This is a genomic window from Marinomonas piezotolerans, from assembly GCF_003362755.1.
GTDB lineage: Bacteria > Pseudomonadota > Gammaproteobacteria > Pseudomonadales > Marinomonadaceae > Marinomonas > Marinomonas piezotolerans.
The window spans coordinates 1-22146 of sequence record NZ_QKRA01000016.1 but is presented as its reverse complement, the minus strand read 5'-3'; the positions used below and the strand labels follow the sequence as shown (position 1 = coordinate 22146).

Here is a 22146-nt window from a genome sequence, read left to right as displayed (position 1 = left end):
ATGAAATCAGTAGACACGGATAAAGTAAGCGAAGAATTGCTACAAAGCGCTGGTGATTTTGATTTCGAGAGCGTTGATGAAGACGTTTCTGATGAAGAATTTGAATCAGCAGTTAGCGCTCGTTATGCAGAAAGTGATACCAAGTCACTCGATGTGACCCAACTCTATTTAAGTGAAATTGGATTTTCACCGCTGTTGACCGCTGAAGAGGAGGTTTACTTCGCTCGATTAGCGCTTAAAGGTGATGAGGCTGCCCGAAAACGTATGATTGAGAGCAACCTTCGTTTAGTTGTGAAAATTTCACGGCGCTATCTAAACCGAGGTCTTTCGCTTTTAGATCTGATTGAAGAGGGTAATTTAGGTCTTATCAGAGCTGTGGAGAAGTTTGACCCAGAGCGTGGTTTCCGCTTTTCAACTTATGCGACATGGTGGATACGTCAAACAATTGAACGTGCCATCATGAACCAAACCAGAACAATCCGTCTCCCTATTCACGTTGTAAAAGAGCTAAATGTTTATTTGCGTGCTGCGAGGGAATTAACTCAGAAGCTTGATCACGAACCAAGCGCGGAAGAAATAGCGGATATGCTGGACCGTCCAGTGGCGGATGTCCAGAAAATGCTTAGCTTAAATGAGCGCATCAGTTCAATCGACTCTCCAGTTGGTGGCTTAGATAATGACAAAAGTCTTGTTGAAGTATTGGCGGATACTCAGCATGCTGGGCCAGAAGCGGATAGACAAGATGGCGATGTGCATCAAAGCATCGAGCATTTACTCGATGAATTAAATGATAAACAGCGAGAAGTTATCGCACGGCGATTTGGGCTACGTGGATACGAACCGAGTACCCTAGAAGATGTAGGTGCGGAAATCGGTTTGACACGTGAACGAGTACGCCAGATTCAAGTTGAGGCGCTTAGAAAGCTTCGCATTCTATTGCAGAACAAGGGCCTTTCTCTAGAAGATGTGATTAATTTAGATCACTAACACACGTTATTGACTGCCCAAAAAGCCGCTATTTAGGGTGCCAGTATAAATGGCATCATTTCAACAGCGGTTTTTTTGTGTCTAGTGTTTTTGGATTTACTTAAGAGTGAGGTTGTGTTTCTTCTAGCTCTATATCATTCAATAGGCTTAAAACACGCTGGCGGTATTTCTCCGATAAATCTTTTACTGTATAGGCGAGGTGTTCTTCATCATTCCCCAACTCAATGATCTCAGGTAGGCTTAAGATAATTCGATTTTGTATTTCAGGTAATGTGATGATGTCTTCCCCTATCACCAACTGATTACATGTTTGAGACTGAGAGAGTGCTTTTGCATCGTTGATGAGATGCTCCACTTGGTTGGCATCAAATTGGTTCTCTTCAAACATCTTGGAGGTTTGCTCACAGCCTTTATGCAGTCCCAAATGATATCGAATGTCTGGAACCCCCTCATATAGGGAAGAATGAGAAATTCTTTCTAGTAAATGTTTTACTAATTCAGCACAACAAGCGGCATCCATATAAAGGTTATCGCCGCTATTTTTGGCTTGAAACAAAATGACTACATTGTCACCTTCGTGTTGGTGAACTTGCCCGTAGAAATGCTCCGCTGACAAGAATATGGAGCGATAAATAGGAGTTAGCAAGTTGGCAACCTGCAGAGGCTGCATTGATTCCCGCCATTCATTTAGATGGTCTAGCTGTATATATAAGGCGCAGGATTCGCGCTCGGATTCAAGAATAATTTGTTCAAAATCTATTTCAAATTGTTCGTCTTCTATTGTTGACGCTACATTTTCCTGAGATGCAGTGGGTGCTTTTATTGGAGCTGGTAGTTCTAGTGCCTGTAAGGATTTTACTTGTGCCGCAAGTTCACTTGCTTCTCGGTATGTTCTTTTTGGTAACGGTGCATTGTCTGTTCCGTTGTTAAATGCTTCGAGCGCATCGCTGATCATTGAAATTGGGTAAAATAATCGCCGAATTACTAGAAGTAAGATTAACCCAGTGATAGCCGTTAGAAATATCCCAAGTCCAATTAAAAGGTTACTGATGTGAGTCTGAGTGCTTTGGGCCCCTGCCTTGTCGAGAGTGATGAGCACATGGCCGACTATTTCATCTCTAAAGCGAATAGGGGAGCTGTATACTCGATGCTGATCATTCGGCCGAATTTCACCTTCGGTCGTCTGCGCACCGTTCCGACTAGCCTCTGCTAAGCGCTCGTCTTTTTTATTGTAAACGCGAGCGCTCAAAATGTTATCGCTTACGACCAGGCGATTAAGCAGCACATTTAAGCTGAGCAAGTCATTGGTTAATATAGATTGTGTTGCGTTAAACGCCGCTTGCGTTGCTAGGCTACTGCCTAAAACATCCGTTTGTTGATTCAAATAGTTATTGACCGAAGAGGTGACTGAAAACCATACCGTAGCTAATGTAAGGATCATCAATGCCACATATGTTGTAACCACAATGCTTGCGGAGGAACATTTTTTTAGTGCCCGATAATAGCCAGCAGAGATTTTTTTTACAGTGTCCATCGACGTCCTGACTTGTCTAGTTTTGATTATCTTGTTGATTGTAATAAAAATTTATAGAAAGCTCGTTAGTTTGTCGGAGCGTACAGCATTTTCTTTAATGATAAGTGAAGGTTAGCGTCTGTACGGGGATTTGATATAGTTAGCCCCCCATCAATAGGAGTTTCTATGTCTGCTTCCATCACTTTAATTGGCGACGTAACGTCCGCACATGAATCTGAATTTTACACTTGGTTAACTGAGCATCAAATTGCGACAACTCGAAAGTCATTAACGAATAGTAATGATCGGATCAGTGCAATTCGCTATGACATTAGCACTCCTATTGAGCTCGGTAAACATGAAGTGCTACGCAGAGAGCTGTTAGAGCGAGCTGATGCGACAGGGGTTGATCACATCTTTCAGATTACCACATTGGTACCTGAAAAAGGTGGTTTGGCGGTATTTGATATGGATTCGACGCTAATAAAAGCGGAAGTTATGGATGAGTTAGCTGTCGAAATGGGCATCGGCGAGCAAATTTCGGCCATTACTGCGAGCGCAATGCGGGGTGAGATAGATTTTACTGAGAGCTTTGTGCAGCGACTATCGCTCTTAAATGGCTTGAGTAGTACCGTGATGGATTCAGTGTATGAGCGAATTGTACATATGGATGGTATTGAGCGTGCTATGAAAGGTCTTCACGCGTTGGGGTGGAAAACGGCGATCTTATCGGGTGGCTTTACTTACTTTGCTGACCGAGTTTGCCAAGATTATGGCATGACCGAAGTGCATGCTAATGTTTTGGAGATTGTTGATGGCGTACTTACGGGGAAGCACGTAGGGCCAATTGTCGATGCCAAGCGTAAGCAGCATCTGCTGGCGACTTTGTCGAAGCAGTACGGCGTTGAAGCAAGTCAGACCATCGCTTGCGGTGATGGTGCTAACGACTTACTAATGCTGAATGACGCGGCACTTGGCGTTGCTTTGCATGCTAAACCAATCGTTCGGCAGCAAGCGCCTTGTCCAATGAATAATATGGGATTAGACGGCATACTTTATCTACTTGGAATGACGTCAGAAGATATAGATGCCGCGACGAAGGGAGCGCCCTAAAATCGTTCGGCGTAGCCGGATCATTCATAGACTATCTAAGCGTTTTGTCCACTCTTGGGTGAGGACTTCGACTAAACTATAGCGTCGCAATGATAATGCTTTAGAAAGCTCCTCGAAGTTTTCGTTTAGATAATCAAAGAGTATCCTTTGACGCAGTTCGACGAGTACTCGAATTTGTTCGCCTTGTTCATGCGTGACGTCTTTATGCTCGAGTAAACTATCTAGAACTTGCTCTCGTCGTTCTATGATGACGTCATAATGATGTTTAAGGAGATAGGAAGCAAAGTCGAGCATAGAGGCAACTAGAAGTTGAAAGGTATGCTCGACTGCCATGATTTCATCTTTTGTAAGATGATCAGTTCGGTCTTTTTGTCGATGAACGTCAAGACGCTTAATCATTTCATGCTGATGTTCATACAATGATTTTTCCCAGCTTTTGTCTCTCACGGTAGGACTCCTAACGGAATAAGGTATTTACTGAGTGTAGTTTAGAAGCTACAAAATGGGTAAAAGTCGAATTCATCGTTTGGTGAAACATTATGAGCTGCAGGGATATGTAAATAACCGTCGGTTTGGCTTGCTGCCAAGAGTGCTCCTGAGCTTTGTTGAGCATGAGGAGTCGCGATACCGTTATTTATATGGACTCTTAGGAACTCATCACGAGATTGGTTACCCTTACGTGAGAAGCCGCTCTTTACAGGTATGGCTTTCGGTAAATCTAAGTCTTCACCCGCTGCTTTAGCCAGCGCCAAGCGTGCGAATAAATGGAATGTTACTAAGGTGGAGCTGGGGTTTCCGGGTAATCCTAAAAAAGGCGTATTGTAGACGTTTGCAAATACTAGAGGCTTGCCTGGTTTTATTGCAATTTTCCATAGATGTAGTTGGCCGTTTTGCTCTATTGTGGCTTTAACATGGTCTTCTTCACCCACTGAAACACCCCCAGAGGAAATAATCACATCAGAGCAGTCGCTTAAAGCTTTTAGAGCAGTTTGTGTTGCTTCCACAGAGTCTATTGCGTGTAGCCGCAAACTTACTTGATGTCCGCTACTGACGACTAGGGATTCGAGAAGTGGGCCGTTTGAGTTGTATATTTGCCCACCTGAGAGTGGAGTGCCAGGCGATTGCAGCTCATCTCCCGTTGTAAGAATGCCTACTTTTAGAGGCAGATATACTTCGACTTGTGTTATTCCAAAGCTGGCTAAAACACCAATATCAATGGCCGTTATACGCTTTCCTTTAGTGAACACTGTCGCCCCAGCAGCAATATCTTGTCCAGCAGGGCGAATGTTGTCATGTGATGTGGGCTGGGAAAGAAACGTTATTTGATTTTCTTGCTGCCTGGTGTTTTCTTGCATGACAACCGCATCGGCGCCTTGTGGGATTTCTGCACCTGTGAAAATTCGTGCACAAGTTCCCGATTGAAGCGGCATTGGCGCTGAACCGGCCGCAATTCTCTGAGACACCGTAAGAGAGGCGTTATCTTTTAGGTCGCTTGTGCGTACCGCAAATCCATCCATCGCACTATTGGCAGCTGGGGGGACATCGATTTCGGATATGACATCCTGAGCCAATATGCGGCCCATTGCTTTGCTTAATGGCACTGATTCAGTTGTTGTTACAGTCGTGAGAGTTTGCTTGATGTGCTCGATGGCATCCCGAAAAGGCATAAGTGTAGCCATGATCAAACCTCGTGCACGGGTGGCTGGTATGGCCCCAAAAGCATAGTAACAAAGTTGCATGGTTTATGGCGGGCATCCAGCTGTTCCTTGATGATGCCATTCCAAGCGGTTCGACATGCTCCCGTAGACCCAGGTAAACAGAATATGAGAGTTTTGTTAGCAAGGCCGGCTAAAGCACGTGATTGAATTGTCGACGTGCCTATCTCTTCAAAAGATAGTTGGCGAAAGAGCTCGCCAAAACCATTAACTTCTTTGTCTAATAACGGAGTGATCGCCTCTGGGGTGCTGTCACGCGAGTAAAAGCCTGTACCGCCAGTGATTAAAATTACGTGTATGGATTCATCGGCGATCCAATTAGACGCTACGGCGCGCATGGCGTAAATGTCATCTTTTACAATGCTGCGCTCGATGAGAACGTGCCCAGCGTCCTGAAGCAGATTAATCAGAGCGTCACCCGATGTATCTTCCGCAATGCCTCGTGTGTCAGAAACGGTTAAAACATTAATATTTAATGGGCGAAAAGGCGAAGGTGTTTTAGCCATAGTTAAGTCCTTTGTTAACCACCAGTAGCGCTCATGAAACGCAAAATCTGGGGTTCTTCTTCTAAATTAAAGTGGTGCTTTTCTGGTTTTAGCACTAAGGAGTCAATAATACTTTTTTGCAGAGCTTCCACGTTGTCAGGATGACTTCGTAAGACTGATTTTAAATCTTTTGAATGCTCATTGCCTAAACATAGCAGTAATCGACCTTCAGCGGTCAGTCGTACTCGGTTACAGGTGCTGCAGAAGTTGTGACTATGGGGGGAAATAAAGCCTACTTGGCTAGATTCACCTGCTAAGTCGTAATATCTAGAGGGGCCGCCAGTCGAGCGTTCTGACAGGCTTAGGTGCCAGCGTTGTTGCAGGCGATCTAATAGCTCATCACTAGAGACATAGGCTTTGGCGCGGTCATGATGAGAGATGTGACCAAGAGGCATCTCTTCGATAAAGCTAATGTCTAAATTGCGTTGTAAAGCGTACTCAACTAGGTCTTCGACCTCATCATCGTTATAACCGCCTAATATGACGGCGTTGAGTTTAAGACGCTTGAATGGCAGAGCGCTGACGGTATCAATTCCGCGCAGCACTTGGTCGAGTTTGTCTCGACGGGTCAATTCCTTAAATCGTTCTCGTTTGAGCGTATCCAAGCTTATGTTGATTCGAGACACGCCTGTGTCAAATAGCTGCTGCCCCATCTTTTCGAGCTGCGAACCATTGGTTGTGATGGTTAGTTCGTCAAGTCCAGGTAAGCTGGCAATGTGTTTTAGTGCAAAGAGGATGTCTTTACGAACAAGCGGCTCGCCGCCTGTGATTCGGATTTTTCGAGTACCTAGGGCCACAAAAGAGGTCGCTACCTGAACGATTTCTTCTAATGATAAAATGTCTCGTCGAGGCAAAAAGGTAGCGTCTTCGTCCATACAATATGTACAGCGAAAGTCGCAGCGGTCCGTCACCGAAATACGTAAATAGTCTATTTTTCGACCGAACGGATCGATTAAAGTGGAATCTGACACTAGAATTGGCCTCACTACAATTTTCTAATAGAAGCAAAATTTTATTACAGAGGCAAAGATTCTCTGTACGGACTGCGAATTGCGTTATGCTCAAATAACGCAGTATTTGAGTGCAGTTAAACCACTATAAAGATGAGGAGTCGCAGTGCATAGTGTTATACATAATTTGATCGATATACTCACTTTGAATCGGGTTTCTGACACTAAATTTGTCGGTAAGAGTCAAGATTTAGGGTTTCCCAAAGTCTTCGGGGGCCAAGTTGTTGGTCAGGCTCTGAGCGCCGCTGTACAAACGGTTCCTGAAGGGCGCGCGCCTAATTCATTGCACAGTTATTTTTTACGTCCAGGAGATGCGAGTCAGCCGATAGAATATGAGGTTGAGTTTATTCGAGACGGTGGAAGCTTTAGTGTACGTCGAGTCATCGCCAGTCAGAACGGCAAGAGTATTTTAGTGATGACCGCATCGTTTCATATTTTCGAAGAAGGGCTATCACATCAAGAAGCGATGCCGAACGTTCCCGGCCCAGAAAACTTCAAATCTGAGTTGAGCCTGTTCCGCAAGCATGCAGAAGAAATCCCTAGTAAAATAAGAAGTCTTCTTGTCGCGGACCGACCTATAGAGTACCGCATTGTCGAAAACCAGAATCCGTTTCGTCCTCGTCCTGGTTTGCCATCACGTCATATGTGGATTAGGAGTGTGGAGCCACTTCCTGATGACGAATTGGTCCACCAAGCTATGTTGGCCTACACCACAGATTATGGATTCCTAGAGACGGCACTTCAGCCTCATGGCGTGTCGATAGGTCATCCCAAATTAAATATCGCTAGCTTAGATCATGCGATTTGGTTTCATCGGCCTTTTCGGTTAGACGAGTGGTTGCTGTATGTCGCAGATAGCCCATCAACATCCTCTGCGCGGGGGTTTGTTAGGGGGAAAATATTTGATCGAGCGGGGAATTTAGTGGCATCTACAGCACAAGAGGGGTTAATTCGTTTGAATAAGTAGAACGTGTTGTGTATGTAATGAATTGTAACAGATTTAAGGTTTTAGGTTACGACTGTGCTATTTTTGATCGGTTGTACTCTGTTGCCTTTGCTTCAATATGAAATAAACAGTTGAGCAAGAGCGTTAACTTTCAATATGGATGTGGAAAGGATCTAGCGTGTCAACCCAGCGAAGTATCATTAACCTGTTATTGTCAAAAATAGCTGCTTGTTATCTGCTTGTGGCAATGTGCGTGCTATTGACTGCTGCAATCGCCTCTCATTATGTTGCTGAAAAACGGCAGCAGGAAGAGGTATCTATCCTTCGAACGTATGTTTCCCAAATCATTGCATTTGACCATCTCTCTGTAGCGGACCGTAGTAATCTTATTCTGCAATACTTAGCGGATAAGCGTTCCTTTTTTTCAGGAGCCGAGCTTAAGCCAGAGAATAGCGCCTCGACATTGACTTGGGGGGACAATGTGGGGGTGCCAATAGAGTTGGATTTACCTGGCTTTCAATTGCGTGTCACTCTTTTACCGACTGCCATCATTAGTAATCAAGTATTGAAAGAGTCTGGTTGGTTTATAATTGCTTTGGCGCTCCAACTGCTGTTGTTATTCGGATTGTTGAAAATATTGATGCGTCGAAAGTTAAGTGCGAGAGTGAATCGAGTAGTGCGAGACCTAAGTGGTATTGATTGCAATAATCCCGTGCCAATCCAACTAGAGGCGTCCTTATCTCAAATCACAGAGTACCGCGAAGTTATGTCGAGTGTGAATCGTTTAGTTATCTCTCTACGCTCCTCTCGGGAGGAGCTGATTGCGATGGGTAGTGAAGCGGATGCACGTATTAAATCTAAAATGGCAGCCCTCGAAGAAAAAAATCGTACATTGATAGAACTAAATCAAAAACTTTCGAAACTTGCTAATACTGATGCACTTACGCAGGTGTATAACCGTACGCGATTTGATGAATTATTTGCTGAATATGTGCTGCTTTCGAAGCGCCGACACGAGCGTCTTTCAGTACTGTTAATTGATTTGGATGACTTTAAGCGAGTTAATGATGTACATGGACATCAAATAGGTGATCATGTTTTGCAGCATGCAGCCCAGTGTATTAAGCAAGTGATTGGAAGTGAAGGGCTTGTTGCGCGATGGGGGGGCGAAGAGTTTGCTGTAATTCTGCCTTATTACGATATCGTACTCGCGGAAGGGATGGCTGAACGTGTTCGAGCGACATTGGCGAGCTCTCGATTTGAGAAAGAGGCGATTCATGTGACCACGAGTATTGGTGTCGCCGAATTAGATGACGATGATACCTGTGATGAGTTACTAAAAAGAGCTGACGATGCGTTATATAATGCGAAAGGCGAAGGCAGAAACAGAGTGATTCTTGCTTACTCACCGGCGTCTAGACAATTCGAAATTGAAGCGTTAGATGATGGGGAGTTTATCGAAGTATTGGATGCTGAGCCAGAGCCCAATCGATGTGAATAAGTAGCTTTTCCGAAGCGCCTTCTTTACCTTTCTCTAATGCTTCAATGATCGCCATGCTTGTTGGTGCATTACCTAATGCTACGGCAAGGTTACGCTGCCAGTTTTCGTAGCCCGTTCGTCTGATGGGAGATCCTTCTGTATTCTTTAGGAACGTTCTTTCATCCCATTGAAACAGGGTGATAAGTTCTTCGTTATCCAGATGATGGCGAGGCTGGAAATCATTTTCTTGTGTGTATTTTGCGAACTTCGTCCAAGGGCAGACGAGTTGGCAGTCATCGCAACCAAAAATACGATTGCCCATTTTTGATCTGAGCTCTTCAGGAATTATGCCGTCGTATTCTATGGTTAAATAAGAGATGCATTTTGTTGCATCTAATACCCAAGGTTCCACAAATGCGTTGGTTGGGCAAAGATCAAGGCATGCGCTACAGCTTCCGCAATGACGTGATGGCATAGCATCATCGACAGGTAAAGGCAGGTTAGTGAATACCTCGCCAAGTAAAAACCAGCTTCCAGCTTTAGGTGATAATAGAAGCGTATTCTTCCCTATCCATCCCATTCCTGCTTGTTCGGCTATCTGGCGTTCTAATACGGGAGCGCTATCAACGAAGGCCCGAAAGCCGTGATCGCCAACTTCCTCCTCTATGCGCTTGGCAAATTGAGTGAGACGCTTGCGTATTAGCTTGTGATAATCACGACCTAAAGCATAGCGAGCGATATAAGCCTTATTTTTTGTTTGCAGCCGCTTTACCGTTTCGACGGACTCGGGTAGGTAGGGCATGCTTAAGCTGATAACACGTTGTGTTCCAACGTGCAGGTTTTCAGGAGTAAATCTAAGATCACCGTGATTGGCTAAGTAGTCCATGGTCCCGTGATAGCCTGAAGCAAGCCACTTGTTATAAGGATCACGAAACTGTTCTAACTTCGGATCGACGATTCGGCAATCCGAAAAACCAAACTCCGAGGCCCATTGCTTTATCTGGGTGGCTAGATCACTCAGCGAAGTTGGCGAGTTAAGGTCTGATGGCAGCAAGGGATACACTTGTAGGAAAAGGTAAGAGCCGAGCTCTCACCTTGAGGTTATTAATTAATACAGGTTAACGTCGCTTTTCACAGTGTCTATCAAAAGTTTGATGAAAAGACGATCTGCTTCAGAGTGCTCTTCGGGAATCTTTAGAGTCGTTTGGTTGGAAACTTCTTCTGCAATTTTTTGATAAGCATTAGGCTCATTTATGTGCTCTTTGGCGATGCGGATAAGCTCACCAGACAATTCGGGTTCCATCAGCATTTTGCGGAAGCAGCGTAAGAATTCATCGATAATACGTTGTTGGTTTAATTCTGAAGCCATGATTCTAACTCCTTATTAGATAATAAGCGTATGACATCATGAAAGCTCTATTAAGAGCAAGCGGAAAGAGCGTGTATAACACGGATTCGTTGACTCTAACGCAGATGCCTGACAAAATAAGCACTTACATCAGCAATACCCCGCTGATTGTCTCTTCTGATGGCGGCCAACAGCCCCTTCCTATACGACTAGAGTATAGTCGTTACACACAGTATTGTAAGTAGAATATTGACTCACAATGCTTCCTCTCGCGAAAAGACGCGGGCAGTGTCAAAACTGCGATTTATTGCGTTTGAGTGTTCCTTCGTTTTAGGTATCTCATTTGTTTTGCAAACATCGTTTTATCAACTTTAATCTGTGCTTGGTATGCGGTTACAATACGTGCACCAAACTAGCAGACAGATGAACACTACAGAGGTTTACAAGGTGGAGTTATTATCCGGTGGTGAGATGATCGCCCGCTTTCTCAAAGATGAGGGAGTAGAAAATATATATGGCTATCCAGGTGGTGCAGCACTGCACATTTATGATGCGTTACATCGTCAATCTGATGTGAAGCATGTACTCGTCCGTCATGAACAAGCTGCAACACATATGGCTGACGGCTATGCGCGTGCGACAGGTAAGCCAGGTGTTGTGCTTGTAACATCTGGTCCGGGCGCAACCAATACTGTTACGGGTATTGCGACAGCGTTTATGGATTCCATTCCTATGGTTGTTATCTGTGGTCAGGTAATGAGCTACCTTATCGGTGAGGATGCATTCCAAGAGACCGATATGATTGGAGTCTCTCGTCCGATCGTTAAACATAGCTTCTCTGTTAAGCATCCTTCTGAAATACCTATGATTCTGAAGAAAGCTTTTCACATCGCTAGTACAGGTCGTCCAGGTCCGGTTGTCGTAGACATTCCAAAAGATATGACGATGCCGAACGAAAAGTTCGAATACAAATACCCTGAGTCAGTATCGTTGCGCTCATACATGCCTCCGCTTAAAGGTCATAGTGGTCAAATTAAAAAAGCTGTGGACTTATTGTTGGCGGCAAAGCGTCCAGTGATTTACGCAGGTGGCGGTGTCATTATGGGTGGGGGATCAGATCAACTTGTTAAGTTGGCCCAACACTTAGAATACCCTGTCACCAATACACTTATGGGGCTAGGTGGTTATCCTGCGACGGATAAACAGTCCCTTGGCATGCTTGGAATGCATGGTTCTTATGAAGCGAACCAAGCGATGCACCACAGTGACCTTATTTTAGCGGTAGGTGCTCGTTTTGACGACCGAGTAACAAATGATCCTGATAAGTTCTGCCCTGGTGCAAAAATTATACATATTGACATTGATCCGGCTTCGATCTCCAAAACGATTCGTGCGGATGTTCCAATTGTCGGGCCTGTGATCCAAGTGCTTGAAGAGATGTTGTCTATCATTGATGATGCGCCAGCTCGCACTAATCAAGAGGCGATTGCTACTTGGTGGAAGCAGATCAATGATTGGCGTCAGGTGCATGGTGGGCGCTACGACACAGCGGGCGACAAAATTAAGCCACAAGCAGCGGTTGAAGCGTGTTGGCGCGCGACTAACGGCGATGCTTTTGTTGCATCAGATGTTGGTCAGCATCAAATGTTCACCGCCCAATACTACAAGTTTGACAAGCCATATCGTTGGGTCAACTCAGGTGGTCTAGGAACGATGGGCTTTGGTTTGCCAGCCGCAATGGGTGTTAAGATCAACTTCCCAAATGAGACAGTTGTCTGTGTAACAGGTGAAGGCAGTATTCAGATGAATATTCAAGAGCTTTCGACGTGTCTACAGTATGGTTTGCCAGTCAAAATCTTGTGTTTGAACAACGGTTATTTGGGTATGGTCCGTCAGTGGCAAGATATGAACTATGAAGGCCGTCATTCAAACTCTTATATGGATTCTTTGCCTGATTTTGAGGCGCTGATGGGTGCCTACAGACATAAGTATGTAGAAATCCGGACAAAAGATGAGTTGGATTCGAAAATGGAAGAAGCGTTCGCGATGACTGATCAGCTAGTTTTCATTAATTGTTATGTAGATCCAGAAGAACATGTATACCCAATGCAGGTACCACGTGGATCCATGCGTGATATGTTCTTGAGCAAGACGGAGCGAACTTAATATGCGACACATTATCTCAGTTTTAATGGAGAATGAGCCGGGTGCCTTGTCGCGTGTGGTTGGTTTGTTCTCTCAGCGTAACTTCAATATCGAGTCACTTAATGTTGCACCGACAGATGATTCAACTTTGTCGCGGTTAACACTGACTACCTTTGGGTCGGATCAAGTTGTAGAGCAAATTACAAAGCAGCTTAATAAGCTCATTGATGTGGTTAAGCTTGTTGATCTGACAGAAGGTCAGCATATCGAACGTGAAATGATGTTGGTTAAAGTTCGTGCTTCTGGTGCTCAGCGAGCAGAAGTTAAACGTACGGTGGATATATTCCGTGGCAATATCATTGATATGACGCCATCAATATACACCATCCAGATTATCGGTGAATCTGATAAGTTGGATGGATTCTTACAGGCGCTTGGAGGTATGCATACATTAGAGGTTGTGCGTACAGGGGTGTCAGGCATTGCCCGTGGTGAGAAAACACTGTCTCTTTAACGAGAGCATTTAATTGTTCTTTGTCAAAACGCGCTTCGGCGCGTTTTTTTATGTCTTCATATTGGAGGGCAATGATTTTCTTCTGTAGGTTGATTTTCTGCTTATTGACGATTGCATGTTAAATACGCACCTTTTCCTGCAATCTGTGCTTAATAGAAGCAAATATGTAATCGACTTGTATTGGGTTTATTTTCTGTCGGTGGATGCCACAATTGATCTAACATTCATCAGCACAGGACGTAATTATGAAAGCGCAATCAACAATTGGAAACGCTGCTTCATCTATGAAAAATGGGGTTATTGGCATAGGAATAGCGACAGCCATACTATTTGGCTCATCTGCTCATGCGGATGATTACTCTTGTATTTCAGTTGCCGAGAAAAAAGTGGCCGCTGAAGCAGCAAAATTGACAGATGATTGGAGTGATATTTTCACTACTCAAGCAGCACTGATCACAGCGAAAACAGAGTGTTATATTGATGAAAACATCACCAAAGATAATGCCGAAGATAAGTGGGCTGACATCAAAACTGACTTTCAAGAAGGAATGAAAGGCATACATAACAAGTTCGATGCGCAAGTCGAAAAAGCAAAAGCAACTTATCGTGATGCGAAAGATAAGGCGAAAACAGACGAGGCTTTAGCAAAGGCTGAAGAAAAGTACGACGCAGCGATGGAAAAAATCTCCGAGTCTTATAAGCGCTCAGTCGTTGCGTTAAAAGATAAACTGGGCATTGATGAATAATATTTAATTCATCCTGATACAATGTGGCCACTATTAAGTGGCCATTTTTCGTCAGATCATAGCGAAAAACCGAGTGCCTTACGCTCTAAGGCCTAATAAAGCACCCACTATGCCTAGCCCGTGACGATGTGTAACAAATTAAAAAGGACGCGATCAGTCAAATAAAACAGCGCGGAATTGACATGACATAGCCCTAATTAATCGTTAAAGTTGCCGCACATTTTAAGATTGATGGTTAAAATGTGGTTAGAAGTAACCCTATTATTTAATGACTAAACTCTTTGCCTATGAAGAGTGATCAGCGGTTACGGCGTTCGTAACAAAAGCTTTCCTATCAAGAGGTATAAACACAGCGAATGGCACTACAACTTTGGCTTGCAATAGCGCCTGTCTTATTGCTTCTATCATTTTCTCCTGGGCCGAATAACTTCACCGCAATGTACAATGGCATTCGTGCAGGAGCATTAGCTGCGTTGCTTGCGGTTGTTGGACGTAACATTGCTTTCGGTATTTTGATGCTGATTTCAGTTTTGGGTTTAGGGGCAGTGATTGTCTCTTCGCCGTTTTGGTTCAATGTTGTAAAGTGGTTGGGCGTTGTTTATTTATTCTACATTGGAGTCAAAACTTGGCTGAGTGCCTCCAGTAATTTGGTGTCGATGGAACAAGGGGGCGTTGAGGTACCGAGCACACACTTAGAGCGTTTGCGCCAAGAGTTCATGATTGCTATTAGCAACCCTAAAGCGATTTTGATTTTTACTGCGGTCTTTCCGCAAATGCTCGATTTGGATCAGTCTGTCCCTGCTCAATTCTTGGTAATGGGTGTGACCTTCATGGTAACCGAGTTTATTGCCGCATTTTTTTACGCATTAGGAGGCTGGCAGTTGCGCCGACTGATTAGAAGTGCCCGAGGGATGCAGGTACTGAATAGAAGCATGGGAGGAGTGTTTGTTCTCGCGAGTGCATTTCTAGCGGCGGCGTCAAGAACCTAATATAAGATGAAAAAGGGAACCAAATGGTTCCCTTCTTGACTGAATGCCTAATCACGAATGTTCGGCAAGAAACTCTTCGGTGAGATACAGCTCTTCATTACTGTTTACTTTGACGTCCCGCTCTAGGATCGTCTTGGCAATTTGTTTCGCTTCATCTAGCGAGTGCATTTCATAAGTACCGCATTGAAACTCATTCAGTTCAGGGATGTCTTTTTTAGTTGCGACATTCAATACGTCCTCCATTGAGGCTTTCCAGCTCGCGGCGACTTGCTCTTCACTCGGTGTTCCAATAAGGCTCATATAAAAGCCTGTGCGACATCCCATTGGAGAAATATCAATGATTTCGACATCATTACTATTTAGATGTTCTCGCATGAAACCTGCAAATAAATGCTCAAGGGTATGAATACCTTTTTCAGATAAAATCTCTTCATTTGGGATGCAAAAACGTAAGTCGAAAACAGTAATGTTGTCACCTTTTGGTGTTGCCATGGATTTAGCAACGCGAACGGCTGGTGCTTGCATGCGTGTATGGTCTACACGGAAGCTGTCGAGTAGTGGCATATTAGTGTTCTCCTAGTGTCTCGTTTACCCGCAGCGCAGTCGGGTAAACTGATTGAATATTGGCTTATTGTACATGAATTTCATCGTGTGCAATGTGATGTTTCTGAGATTTCATGTATTCCCACAGGAGTGCAATCGCAAATGAAATACACGCGAATAACAGACTTTTTCCCATAAAAGTCGCCATAACTATGCAGCTGACAGTAGCTAGGACGGAGAGCCAGCGTAGCGAAGAGTTAAGAGATTTGATTGCTGTAATGCATGTTAGTAAGTAGATCAATAGAAACGCGCCATTTGTCATTTCAATAAACCAAGACATTGGCGTGTCCGCATATTCTGCAAATAGTAGAGACATTAGGCTGATAACGCCTACAAATCCGACTGCTCTTAATGGGGTGCCATATTTGGAAAGCGTAGCGAAATAGTGAGGAAGTGCTCGCTGTGCCGCCATCGCTTGTACCATTCTAGAAAAGCCTAGAATATATACCCCTACGTTGGAAAATGCGATCAGGTAAGCTCCTAAGGCAAAGTAACGACGTGCTTCATCCCCCAGCAATACTCCAACGAGTAGGGCTAAAGATTGGCTATTAGTAACATCGTCACCATAGACGTTGTATTGAATGATCATGAGTACAGTGGCTAGATACAGTGTTACCACAATGCTTATGCCGCCCAATAAAGCAATGGGGAAATCGCGAGATGGGTTTTTGAATTCGGCACCCATGTGTGCCATGACCTCAATGCCGATAAAACACCAAAATATCGTTCCTGCAGCGAGCAATGTGGTTTCAATATCTGAATACTGCATCGGTAATGAGATAATTGAGCTTTCAAAGGGTTGATCTTGGGTAAAGCTAAAATAAAGTAATGCGATCACCGTCCCAATCAGGCATATCACTACGGCAGTTTGGAAGTTTGCCGAATTTTTTAAACCCGCAACTGAAAACAGTAGCATTCCAATAAGAGTGATCAGGCTAAGATTAAACACTTGATCAGCAGGTAACTCAAATACGATAGCCAAATACGCCGCTGCAACTTTAATAGCTACTGCTGGGCCAACAAGCATTATGCTTAAAAAGAGCCAGCCAACTGCGCGCTCCGCTTTGGCGCCGAGCACTCTACCAATATAATGCGATGCTCCACTTGCGGAAGGGAATTTACTGCCGAGTAAAGCGAATACAAAAGCTATGGGAATGATCACAAGAGCCGTAATCAGCCAAGCATAGAAGGCAAAACTGCCCGCTTGTGATACTGAAATGGCTGGCAAAATCATTAAGCCTGTACCAATAAAGGTTGTGATAGTCATTGCCATGCCTTGAAATGGCCCTAATGTGCGTTGGTATTGCATCGATTTACCCTCGATATCGTTTTACTGTTTAATATGTCAAAGGATAAAATGATTACAGTAAATTTACGCCTTACAAACTGACGGTATTGAAAGGCAATGTAACGTAATTACCGTCAATATGACGGATTTAGGGAAGACGATAAATATGGCTATCGATCGTGTCGACGAAAAGATTCTGGCGCTTCTGGTAGAAGATGCTAGGCAATCGGTATCAGATATTAGCCGCAAAGTTAATTTATCTCGCTCGGCAGTGACAGACCGCATAAAGCGGTTGGAAGAGCGTAAGGTGATTGAGGGGTATCATGCGAGGCTAGGAGTTGATGCGAGCGAGGTGGTCTCAGCGTATTTTTCCCTTACATTTCGTCCGATATCACGAGAACTGATTGAGCCGCTAATCAATAAGATTCCTGAAATTCGTTTTGCTCATTATATTAGTGGTGATGTTGATGTCATCATGTATGTCGAGGCGAAGACCATGTCTCGCCTTACGTCTTTACGTGTTGAAATCGATCGTTGGCCAAATATAGATAAAGTAGTGACTCATATGTGTTTAGCAGACGCGAATACACGTTAACAATATCCGGCAAGCTTGCGCTACGATTAAGGAGCGAGATCTGAAAGGGTTTAATTTTATTGAACGTTGGCGAAGTGGCGGTTTGGCAGTGGATGATCTTTTAATCTTGTCAGGCCTTGCTTTGGTTTGTGGTGTCTTGAGCGGATTAACCATGACTGCTCTTGTTACTATATTGCAATGGTTTGCGACGTCTATTTTGCCTTCCCATTCTGAGAACTATGAGCAATTAGAACCGTTATATCGTTTTTTTCTTCCTGTCTTAGCATGCCTGATCTTGGCTCTAATGTGGCACCTTACGCCTAATAAGTATCTGAAAGTTGGCATTCCTTATGTCGTAGAACGTTTAAATTATCATCAAGGTAATTTGCCTATCCTAAATGCGGTAGTGCAGTTTTTTGGAGCGTTAGTAGGATTGTTGGGAGGGCTGTCTATCGGTAAAGAAGGGCCTGCTGTGCATATTGGAGCAACATTTGGTAGCCGTCTCGCGCAGCGTTTCCGGCTGTCTCATGTTGGAGTCGATACCCTAGTTGCCTGCGGAGTAGCTGGGGCGATAGCCGCGGCATTTCAAACGCCACTTGCGGGTGTGTTGTTTGCCTATGAGGTTATATTTCATGAGTATCGGTTGCGGTTGGTATTGCCAGTACTACTGTCTGTAATCGTTGCGATGTTCATTAGTGAAGGGCTACTTGGCCGGTTTGATGTATTCGATTTTGGAATGTTGCATCTGCCTCTCTATGATATCGGCATGTTGGCAGCTTATGTGTTACTTGTATTTACTATTGTCATCTCCTCTAGTTCTTTTTATCAAATTCAGCGTTGGTTATGGCGTTTTAGCTCTACATCGGCTGTGGTTCGTTTTCTGTTTGTTGGTGTGGTAACAGGATTGGTCGGCCTGGTTGTCCCCGAAGTATTAGGCGGTGGCTATGATTCGCTGAACATGGCGCTGAGTGGTGAGCAGATATTGATTCCGCTTATGGTTATTGTAGCGGCTAAGGTTGTACTGACGTCCTTATCAATTGGCCTAGGTATTCCCGGCGGCATGATAGGTCCAACTTTTGTGATCGGTGGCTTAATCGGAGCTCAAGTATCTTTATGGGTGAATACTGGGATGGAGCCAGCAACCGAAATGTCGCTATTTGTGTTGCTTGGCATGGCAGCGATGATGGCTACCACGTTTCAAGCGCCCTTGACTGCGGTGGTCGCGATGGTGGAGATGACACATACTTCACAAACGATAGCACCAGCCATTTTTGTCATTGTTCTGTCTTGTACCATCATTCGCATTCTGTTCCACCAAGACTCGATTTTTGTTGAGCGCTTGAGTGCGTTAGGGTTGGTTTCTGAGTGGTCTCCTGTTCAGCGAGTGCTTCGCCATCACAATGTGCAGACTTTAGGGCATAAAGTTAAGTGTTTTCCCGAATTGCTCCATCTTGAGCAGGCCCGCGATTTTGCGACAAATATGATAGACTATATCGCAATCCAAAAAGGGGAAGAATTCTTTTTGGTATCAGTGCCGGAGGTGCTTGAGCAGCTTAATCAGTTAGATTTGGGCCCTCAGCCTTGGTTAGCGTTTGATGCTGAGCATCCAAGTATGGATGTTTTAAAGGCGCTATCAGGGAAAAAAGTGGGTGTTGTTGGTGCATCACTTTCAGTACCTGATTTAATGCGCTGGCTGCATGAGCACAATCAGCAGCAGGTTTTGGTCTATTATTCGTCATCTCAAGAGTACTGGTTGGCGACTTCGCATCGATTGCATCAAATGTTGTTCAAGGATTAAATATGTTGTGGGTGAAAGCGTTTCATATCGTAGCGATGGTATCTTGGTTTGCGGCACTTTTTTACCTACCGCGTTTATTTGTTTATCACGCTGCGGCAAAAGACTCAGAAAGTATTGAGCGTTTCAAAGTGATGGAGCGCAAGTTGTATCGTGGAATCATGACACCTGCTGCAATAGCGACAATTGTTCTGGGTGTTTGGCTAGTGACATATGCGCCGAGTTATTATATGCAAGCGGGTTGGTTTCATGCCAAATTGTTACTTGTCGTGTTATTGCTAGGCTATCACCACGCATGTGGTCGCCTATTGAAAAAGTTCGCTCAAGACGAAAACAATCGTAGTCATGTTTTCTATCGTTGGTTTAACGAATTTCCTGTACTAGTTCTGATTGGCGTATCGATATTAGTTGTCGTGCGTCCGTTTTAAATTTCTGTTGAAGTGGATCCAAATATGAGTCGTTCTGAAGATTTATACACTCGCGCTCAAAAACACATTCCTGGTGGCGTTAACTCACCAGTTCGAGCATTTAATGGCGTGGGTGGAACACCGTTATTCTTCCAAAAGGGGGAAGGGGCATATGTATATGATGAAGATGGCAAACGTTATATTGATTATGTAGGGTCTTGGGGACCTATGATTGTCGGGCATTCACACCCTGATGTTATCAATGCAGTTCGTAAGCAGCTTGATTTTGGCTTGAGCTTTGGAGCGCCGACCGAAGTCGAGACTACGATGGCTGAAAAAGTATGTGAATTAGTTCCATCTATGGATATGGTTCGTATGGTGAATTCAGGCACCGAAGCCACCATGAGTGCTATTCGCTTATCTCGAGGTTACACAGGGCGAGATAAAATTGTTAAGTTTGAAGGTTGTTATCACGGTCATTCCGATTCGTTGCTGGTTAAGGCTGGGTCGGGCGCTTTGACGTTAGGGGTTCCCAATTCACCCGGGGTGCCAGCAGATTTAGCGCAACACACCATTACACTACAATACAACGATATCGAGGAGGTAAAGTCCTGTTTTGCCGAGCTCGGTGACCAGATAGCTTGCATTATTGTAGAGCCAGTTGCTGGTAACATGAATTGTATACTTCCGGTGCCAGGTTTCTTGGAAACGTTACGTCAAGTGTGTGATGAGTCCGGTGCTGTACTCATTTTTGATGAGGTGATGACTGGCTTTCGTGTCGCACTTGGCGGGGCTCAAGAAAAGTTTAAGGTAACTCCGGATTTGACTACGTTAGGAAAAGTAATTGGTGCAGGAATGCCAGTGGGGGCCTTTGGTGGTAAAAAGGCAATTATGGAGTACATTTCACCTCTTGGCCCAGTCTACCAAGCTGGGACATTATCTGGTAATCCAGTTGCTATGGTAGCTGGACTGGCAGTATTGAATAAGATCAGTGAAGAGGGGTTTCACCGTGAACTTGAGCGAAAAACATCATTGTTGGTATCGGGCATCCAAGCGGCTGCGGATGAGCTTGGAGTTTCTGTTGCAACCGTGAGTGTTGGCGGCATGTTTGGCCTGTTTTTCTCTAATCAGAAGCAGGTGAGCACATTTGCTGATGTCCAAAAATGTGATACAGAGATGTTTAAGCTATTTTTCCATTACATGCTCGAGGAGGGGGTCTACTTAGCACCGTCTGCTTTTGAAGCAGGGTTTACATCTCAAGCGCATAGTGATGAAGATATTGAATTCACAATTGCTGCCGCGAAGCGCGCATTCGTTAAATTAGCAAAGGTGGCAGAATGATTAAGGTAGATGATATGCCAGTAGAGGAAACAGAAAAAGAACTCGTCAAAGATGAAGTTGAGGATGACTCTGTAGAAGTTAAGCCCAAAGTAAAGAATCCTAGAAGGGGGGTCTACTTACTTCCCAATTTATTTACTACAGCGGCACTATTTTCTGGGTTTTACTCTATTATCGCAGCAATGAATGGTAACTATACTCACGCAGCGATTGCGATATTTATATCAATGGTTTTTGATGGGTTAGACGGTCGGGTTGCTCGTCTAACTCGTACTCAAAGCGCATTTGGTGCGGAGTATGACTCCTTGGCGGACATGGTGTCTTTTGGTGTTGCGCCAGCTTTGGTCTCATTTACATGGGCATTAGATCCGTTAGGTAAAGTGGGCTGGATTGCGGCCTTTATCTATGTTGTGGGTGCCGCTCTTCGGCTTGCACGTTTTAATACAATGATTGGTATTGAAGACAAACGTTATTTTACTGGTCTTCCTAGTCCTGCTGCTGCTGCAATTGTTGCAGGTGTTATTTGGGCGTCAAATCATGCGGGCCTGACGGGTGAGCAATTAGCCAGTGTTATGGCGTTGTTAGTTCCTGTGACAGGTTTGTTGATGGTCAGTAATGTAAAGTATCGCAGCTTTAAAGATCTTAATCTTAAAGGTCGAGTACCCTTCGTGTTCTTGTTGATTGCAGTTTTGATTCTTGTGCTGGTAGCGTTAGAGCCTGCTTTAGTTTTAGCTGCAGCGTTTTGTGCCTACGGACTGTGGGGAATACTAGGAATAGTGTTTAAGCAGTTGCGTTAGCCTTACATATCGCGATCAAAGATATATAAAAAGCCCGCCTTACTAGGAGGGCTTTTTTGTGTCGTTAATTAATTTCAAAAAAATGAAAAAAGGGGTTGCGTTAAAAATTCGCGAAGGTATTATACGCACCCACTGACACGGACAACGCTTCAGAGCAACGAAGCAAAACGAGTCAGACGCTCTTTAAAATAGATAATCAGATAATTTGTGTGGGCGCTCGCTGGAGACTTCAGCAGACCTCTTAGAGGTCAAAAAAGATTGAAGTCTTAGATGAGTGAACACGTCAATTCGCT

The 22146-nt window shown here is 44.3% G+C and carries 22 protein-coding genes; 13 read left to right on the top strand and 9 right to left on the bottom strand.

Going from position 1 to position 22146, the window contains the following annotated elements; translation table 11 throughout:
• A complete protein-coding gene (gene rpoS, locus DN730_RS18350; protein ID WP_115469581.1) occupies nucleotides 1-987 on the top strand; it encodes an RNA polymerase sigma factor RpoS in 987 nt (328 codons plus the stop codon).
• Nucleotides 988-1087: 100 nt separating this feature from the next.
• Here rpoS and DN730_RS18345 read toward each other — a convergent pair whose 3' ends face one another.
• Nucleotides 1088-2521 (bottom strand): AhpA/YtjB family protein, encoded by a 1434-nt coding sequence (locus DN730_RS18345; RefSeq protein WP_115469580.1) that lies wholly within the window; start codon nucleotides 2519-2521, stop codon nucleotides 1088-1090.
• A gap of 165 nt (nucleotides 2522-2686) precedes the next feature.
• Between DN730_RS18345 and serB the strand changes: the two genes are divergently transcribed.
• Entirely contained in the window at nucleotides 2687-3613 is a 927-nt protein-coding gene (gene serB, locus DN730_RS18340; RefSeq protein WP_115469579.1) for a phosphoserine phosphatase SerB, read from the top strand.
• 24 nt (nucleotides 3614-3637) lie between these two features.
• Here serB and DN730_RS18335 read toward each other — a convergent pair whose 3' ends face one another.
• The 4 genes from DN730_RS18335 to moaA are packed head-to-tail and all read right to left on the bottom strand — an operon-like array spanning nucleotide 3638 to nucleotide 6844.
• Nucleotides 3638-4060 carry a hypothetical protein gene (locus DN730_RS18335; RefSeq protein WP_115469578.1) on the bottom strand — a complete coding sequence of 141 codons (423 nt, stop codon included), beginning with the start codon at nucleotides 4058-4060 and terminating at the stop codon, nucleotides 3638-3640.
• A gap of 41 nt (nucleotides 4061-4101) precedes the next feature.
• Nucleotides 4102-5292 carry a molybdopterin molybdotransferase MoeA gene (locus DN730_RS18330; RefSeq protein WP_115469577.1) on the bottom strand — a complete coding sequence of 397 codons (1191 nt, stop codon included), beginning with the start codon at nucleotides 5290-5292 and terminating at the stop codon, nucleotides 4102-4104.
• A gap of 2 nt (nucleotides 5293-5294) precedes the next feature.
• Nucleotides 5295-5834: a molybdenum cofactor biosynthesis protein B gene (gene moaB, locus DN730_RS18325; protein ID WP_115469576.1), complete on the bottom strand. Its 540-nt coding sequence runs from the start codon at nucleotides 5832-5834 to the stop codon at nucleotides 5295-5297.
• 14 nt (nucleotides 5835-5848) lie between these two features.
• The gene (gene moaA / locus DN730_RS18320) at nucleotides 5849-6844 is read right to left on the bottom strand and encodes a GTP 3',8-cyclase MoaA (protein ID WP_115469614.1); all 996 of its coding nucleotides are present in this window, start codon (nucleotides 6842-6844) and stop codon (nucleotides 5849-5851) included.
• A gap of 145 nt (nucleotides 6845-6989) precedes the next feature.
• Here moaA and DN730_RS18315 point away from each other — a divergent pair, with 145 nt between their 5' ends.
• Together DN730_RS18315 and DN730_RS18310 are read left to right on the top strand one after the other, a co-directional pair.
• Nucleotides 6990-7850, top strand: a complete 861-nt coding sequence (locus tag DN730_RS18315) for an acyl-CoA thioesterase (RefSeq protein ID WP_115469575.1) — start codon at nucleotides 6990-6992, stop codon at nucleotides 7848-7850.
• A 232-nt stretch (nucleotides 7851-8082) separates the two neighbouring features.
• Complete coding sequence (locus DN730_RS18310; protein WP_158541238.1) at nucleotides 8083-9330, top strand: GGDEF domain-containing protein; 1248 nt, start codon at nucleotides 8083-8085, stop codon at nucleotides 9328-9330.
• On the opposite strand, the gene queG is transcribed toward DN730_RS18310, so the two are convergent.
• Together queG and DN730_RS18300 are read right to left on the bottom strand one after the other, a co-directional pair.
• Complete coding sequence (gene queG, locus DN730_RS18305) at nucleotides 9284-10363, bottom strand: tRNA epoxyqueuosine(34) reductase QueG (RefSeq protein WP_115469613.1); 1080 nt, start codon at nucleotides 10361-10363, stop codon at nucleotides 9284-9286. The genes DN730_RS18310 and queG overlap by 47 nt on opposite strands.
• 54 nt (nucleotides 10364-10417) lie before the next feature.
• Nucleotides 10418-10678, bottom strand: a complete 261-nt coding sequence (locus DN730_RS18300) for a hypothetical protein (RefSeq protein ID WP_115469573.1) — start codon at nucleotides 10676-10678, stop codon at nucleotides 10418-10420.
• Nucleotides 10679-11104: 426 nt separating this feature from the next.
• On the opposite strand from DN730_RS18300, the gene DN730_RS18295 reads away from it, so the two are divergent.
• From DN730_RS18295 to DN730_RS18280, 4 genes are all read left to right on the top strand, one after another.
• Nucleotides 11105-12823 carry an acetolactate synthase 3 large subunit gene (locus tag DN730_RS18295; protein ID WP_115469572.1) on the top strand — a complete coding sequence of 573 codons (1719 nt, stop codon included), beginning with the start codon at nucleotides 11105-11107 and terminating at the stop codon, nucleotides 12821-12823.
• 1 nt (nucleotide 12824) lies between these two features.
• On the top strand, nucleotides 12825-13316 hold the full coding sequence (gene ilvN / locus DN730_RS18290; protein WP_115469571.1) for an acetolactate synthase small subunit: 492 nt from the start codon (nucleotides 12825-12827) through the stop codon (nucleotides 13314-13316).
• Nucleotides 13317-13561: 245 nt separating this feature from the next.
• The gene (locus tag DN730_RS18285) at nucleotides 13562-14062 is read left to right on the top strand and encodes a hypothetical protein (protein WP_115469570.1); all 501 of its coding nucleotides are present in this window, start codon (nucleotides 13562-13564) and stop codon (nucleotides 14060-14062) included.
• Nucleotides 14063-14418: 356 nt separating this feature from the next.
• Complete coding sequence (locus tag DN730_RS18280; protein WP_115469569.1) at nucleotides 14419-15051, top strand: LysE family translocator; 633 nt, start codon at nucleotides 14419-14421, stop codon at nucleotides 15049-15051.
• Nucleotides 15052-15102: 51 nt separating this feature from the next.
• Here DN730_RS18280 and luxS read toward each other — a convergent pair whose 3' ends face one another.
• The gene (gene luxS / locus DN730_RS18275; RefSeq protein ID WP_115469568.1) at nucleotides 15103-15615 is read right to left on the bottom strand and encodes an S-ribosylhomocysteine lyase; all 513 of its coding nucleotides are present in this window, start codon (nucleotides 15613-15615) and stop codon (nucleotides 15103-15105) included.
• A 64-nt stretch (nucleotides 15616-15679) separates the two neighbouring features.
• A complete protein-coding gene (yjeH, locus tag DN730_RS18270; protein ID WP_115469567.1) occupies nucleotides 15680-16963 on the bottom strand; it encodes an L-methionine/branched-chain amino acid transporter in 1284 nt (427 codons plus the stop codon).
• A 145-nt stretch (nucleotides 16964-17108) separates the two neighbouring features.
• Between yjeH and DN730_RS18265 the strand changes: the two genes are divergently transcribed.
• The 5 genes from DN730_RS18265 to pssA all read left to right on the top strand — a co-directional run bounded on the left by DN730_RS18265 (nucleotide 17109) and on the right by pssA (nucleotide 21853).
• The gene (locus tag DN730_RS18265; RefSeq protein ID WP_115469566.1) at nucleotides 17109-17537 is read left to right on the top strand and encodes an Lrp/AsnC family transcriptional regulator; all 429 of its coding nucleotides are present in this window, start codon (nucleotides 17109-17111) and stop codon (nucleotides 17535-17537) included.
• A gap of 88 nt (nucleotides 17538-17625) precedes the next feature.
• Nucleotides 17626-19314 carry a chloride channel protein gene (locus tag DN730_RS18260; protein ID WP_245958014.1) on the top strand — a complete coding sequence of 563 codons (1689 nt, stop codon included), beginning with the start codon at nucleotides 17626-17628 and terminating at the stop codon, nucleotides 19312-19314.
• Between the two features lie 2 nt (nucleotides 19315-19316).
• Nucleotides 19317-19739, top strand: a complete 423-nt coding sequence (gene hemJ / locus DN730_RS18255; RefSeq protein ID WP_115469565.1) for a protoporphyrinogen oxidase HemJ — start codon at nucleotides 19317-19319, stop codon at nucleotides 19737-19739.
• Nucleotides 19740-19763: 24 nt separating this feature from the next.
• Nucleotides 19764-21059, top strand: a complete 1296-nt coding sequence (gene hemL, locus DN730_RS18250) for a glutamate-1-semialdehyde 2,1-aminomutase (protein ID WP_115469564.1) — start codon at nucleotides 19764-19766, stop codon at nucleotides 21057-21059.
• Entirely contained in the window at nucleotides 21056-21853 is a 798-nt protein-coding gene (gene pssA, locus DN730_RS18245; protein WP_245958013.1) for a CDP-diacylglycerol--serine O-phosphatidyltransferase, read from the top strand. Before hemL ends, pssA begins: the two co-directional genes overlap by 4 nt.
• Nucleotides 21854-22146: the final 293 nt, after the last annotated feature.

What these genes read in the sequence shown, in the direction of transcription:
- luxS (WP_115469568.1), bottom strand. Translation starts at nt 15,615, where the DNA reads ATGCCACTACTCGACAGCTTCCGTGTAGACCATACACGCATGCAAGCA.
- DN730_RS18265 (WP_115469566.1), top strand. Translation starts at nt 17,109, where the DNA reads ATGGCTATCGATCGTGTCGACGAAAAGATTCTGGCGCTTCTGGTAGAA.
- DN730_RS18300 (WP_115469573.1), bottom strand. Translation starts at nt 10,678, where the DNA reads ATGGCTTCAGAATTAAACCAACAACGTATTATCGATGAATTCTTACGC.
- DN730_RS18285 (WP_115469570.1), top strand. Translation starts at nt 13,562, where the DNA reads ATGAAAGCGCAATCAACAATTGGAAACGCTGCTTCATCTATGAAAAAT.
- DN730_RS18280 (WP_115469569.1), top strand. Translation starts at nt 14,419, where the DNA reads ATGGCACTACAACTTTGGCTTGCAATAGCGCCTGTCTTATTGCTTCTA.
- yjeH (WP_115469567.1), bottom strand. Translation starts at nt 16,963, where the DNA reads ATGCAATACCAACGCACATTAGGGCCATTTCAAGGCATGGCAATGACT.
- moaB (WP_115469576.1), bottom strand. Translation starts at nt 5,834, where the DNA reads ATGGCTAAAACACCTTCGCCTTTTCGCCCATTAAATATTAATGTTTTA.
- pssA (WP_245958013.1), top strand. Translation starts at nt 21,056, where the DNA reads ATGATTAAGGTAGATGATATGCCAGTAGAGGAAACAGAAAAAGAACTC.
- ilvN (WP_115469571.1), top strand. Translation starts at nt 12,825, where the DNA reads ATGCGACACATTATCTCAGTTTTAATGGAGAATGAGCCGGGTGCCTTG.
- DN730_RS18345 (WP_115469580.1), bottom strand. Translation starts at nt 2,521, where the DNA reads ATGGACACTGTAAAAAAAATCTCTGCTGGCTATTATCGGGCACTAAAA.
- rpoS (WP_115469581.1), top strand. Translation starts at nt 1, where the DNA reads ATGAAATCAGTAGACACGGATAAAGTAAGCGAAGAATTGCTACAAAGC.
- serB (WP_115469579.1), top strand. Translation starts at nt 2,687, where the DNA reads ATGTCTGCTTCCATCACTTTAATTGGCGACGTAACGTCCGCACATGAA.
- DN730_RS18330 (WP_115469577.1), bottom strand. Translation starts at nt 5,292, where the DNA reads ATGGCTACACTTATGCCTTTTCGGGATGCCATCGAGCACATCAAGCAA.
- hemJ (WP_115469565.1), top strand. Translation starts at nt 19,317, where the DNA reads ATGTTGTGGGTGAAAGCGTTTCATATCGTAGCGATGGTATCTTGGTTT.
- hemL (WP_115469564.1), top strand. Translation starts at nt 19,764, where the DNA reads ATGAGTCGTTCTGAAGATTTATACACTCGCGCTCAAAAACACATTCCT.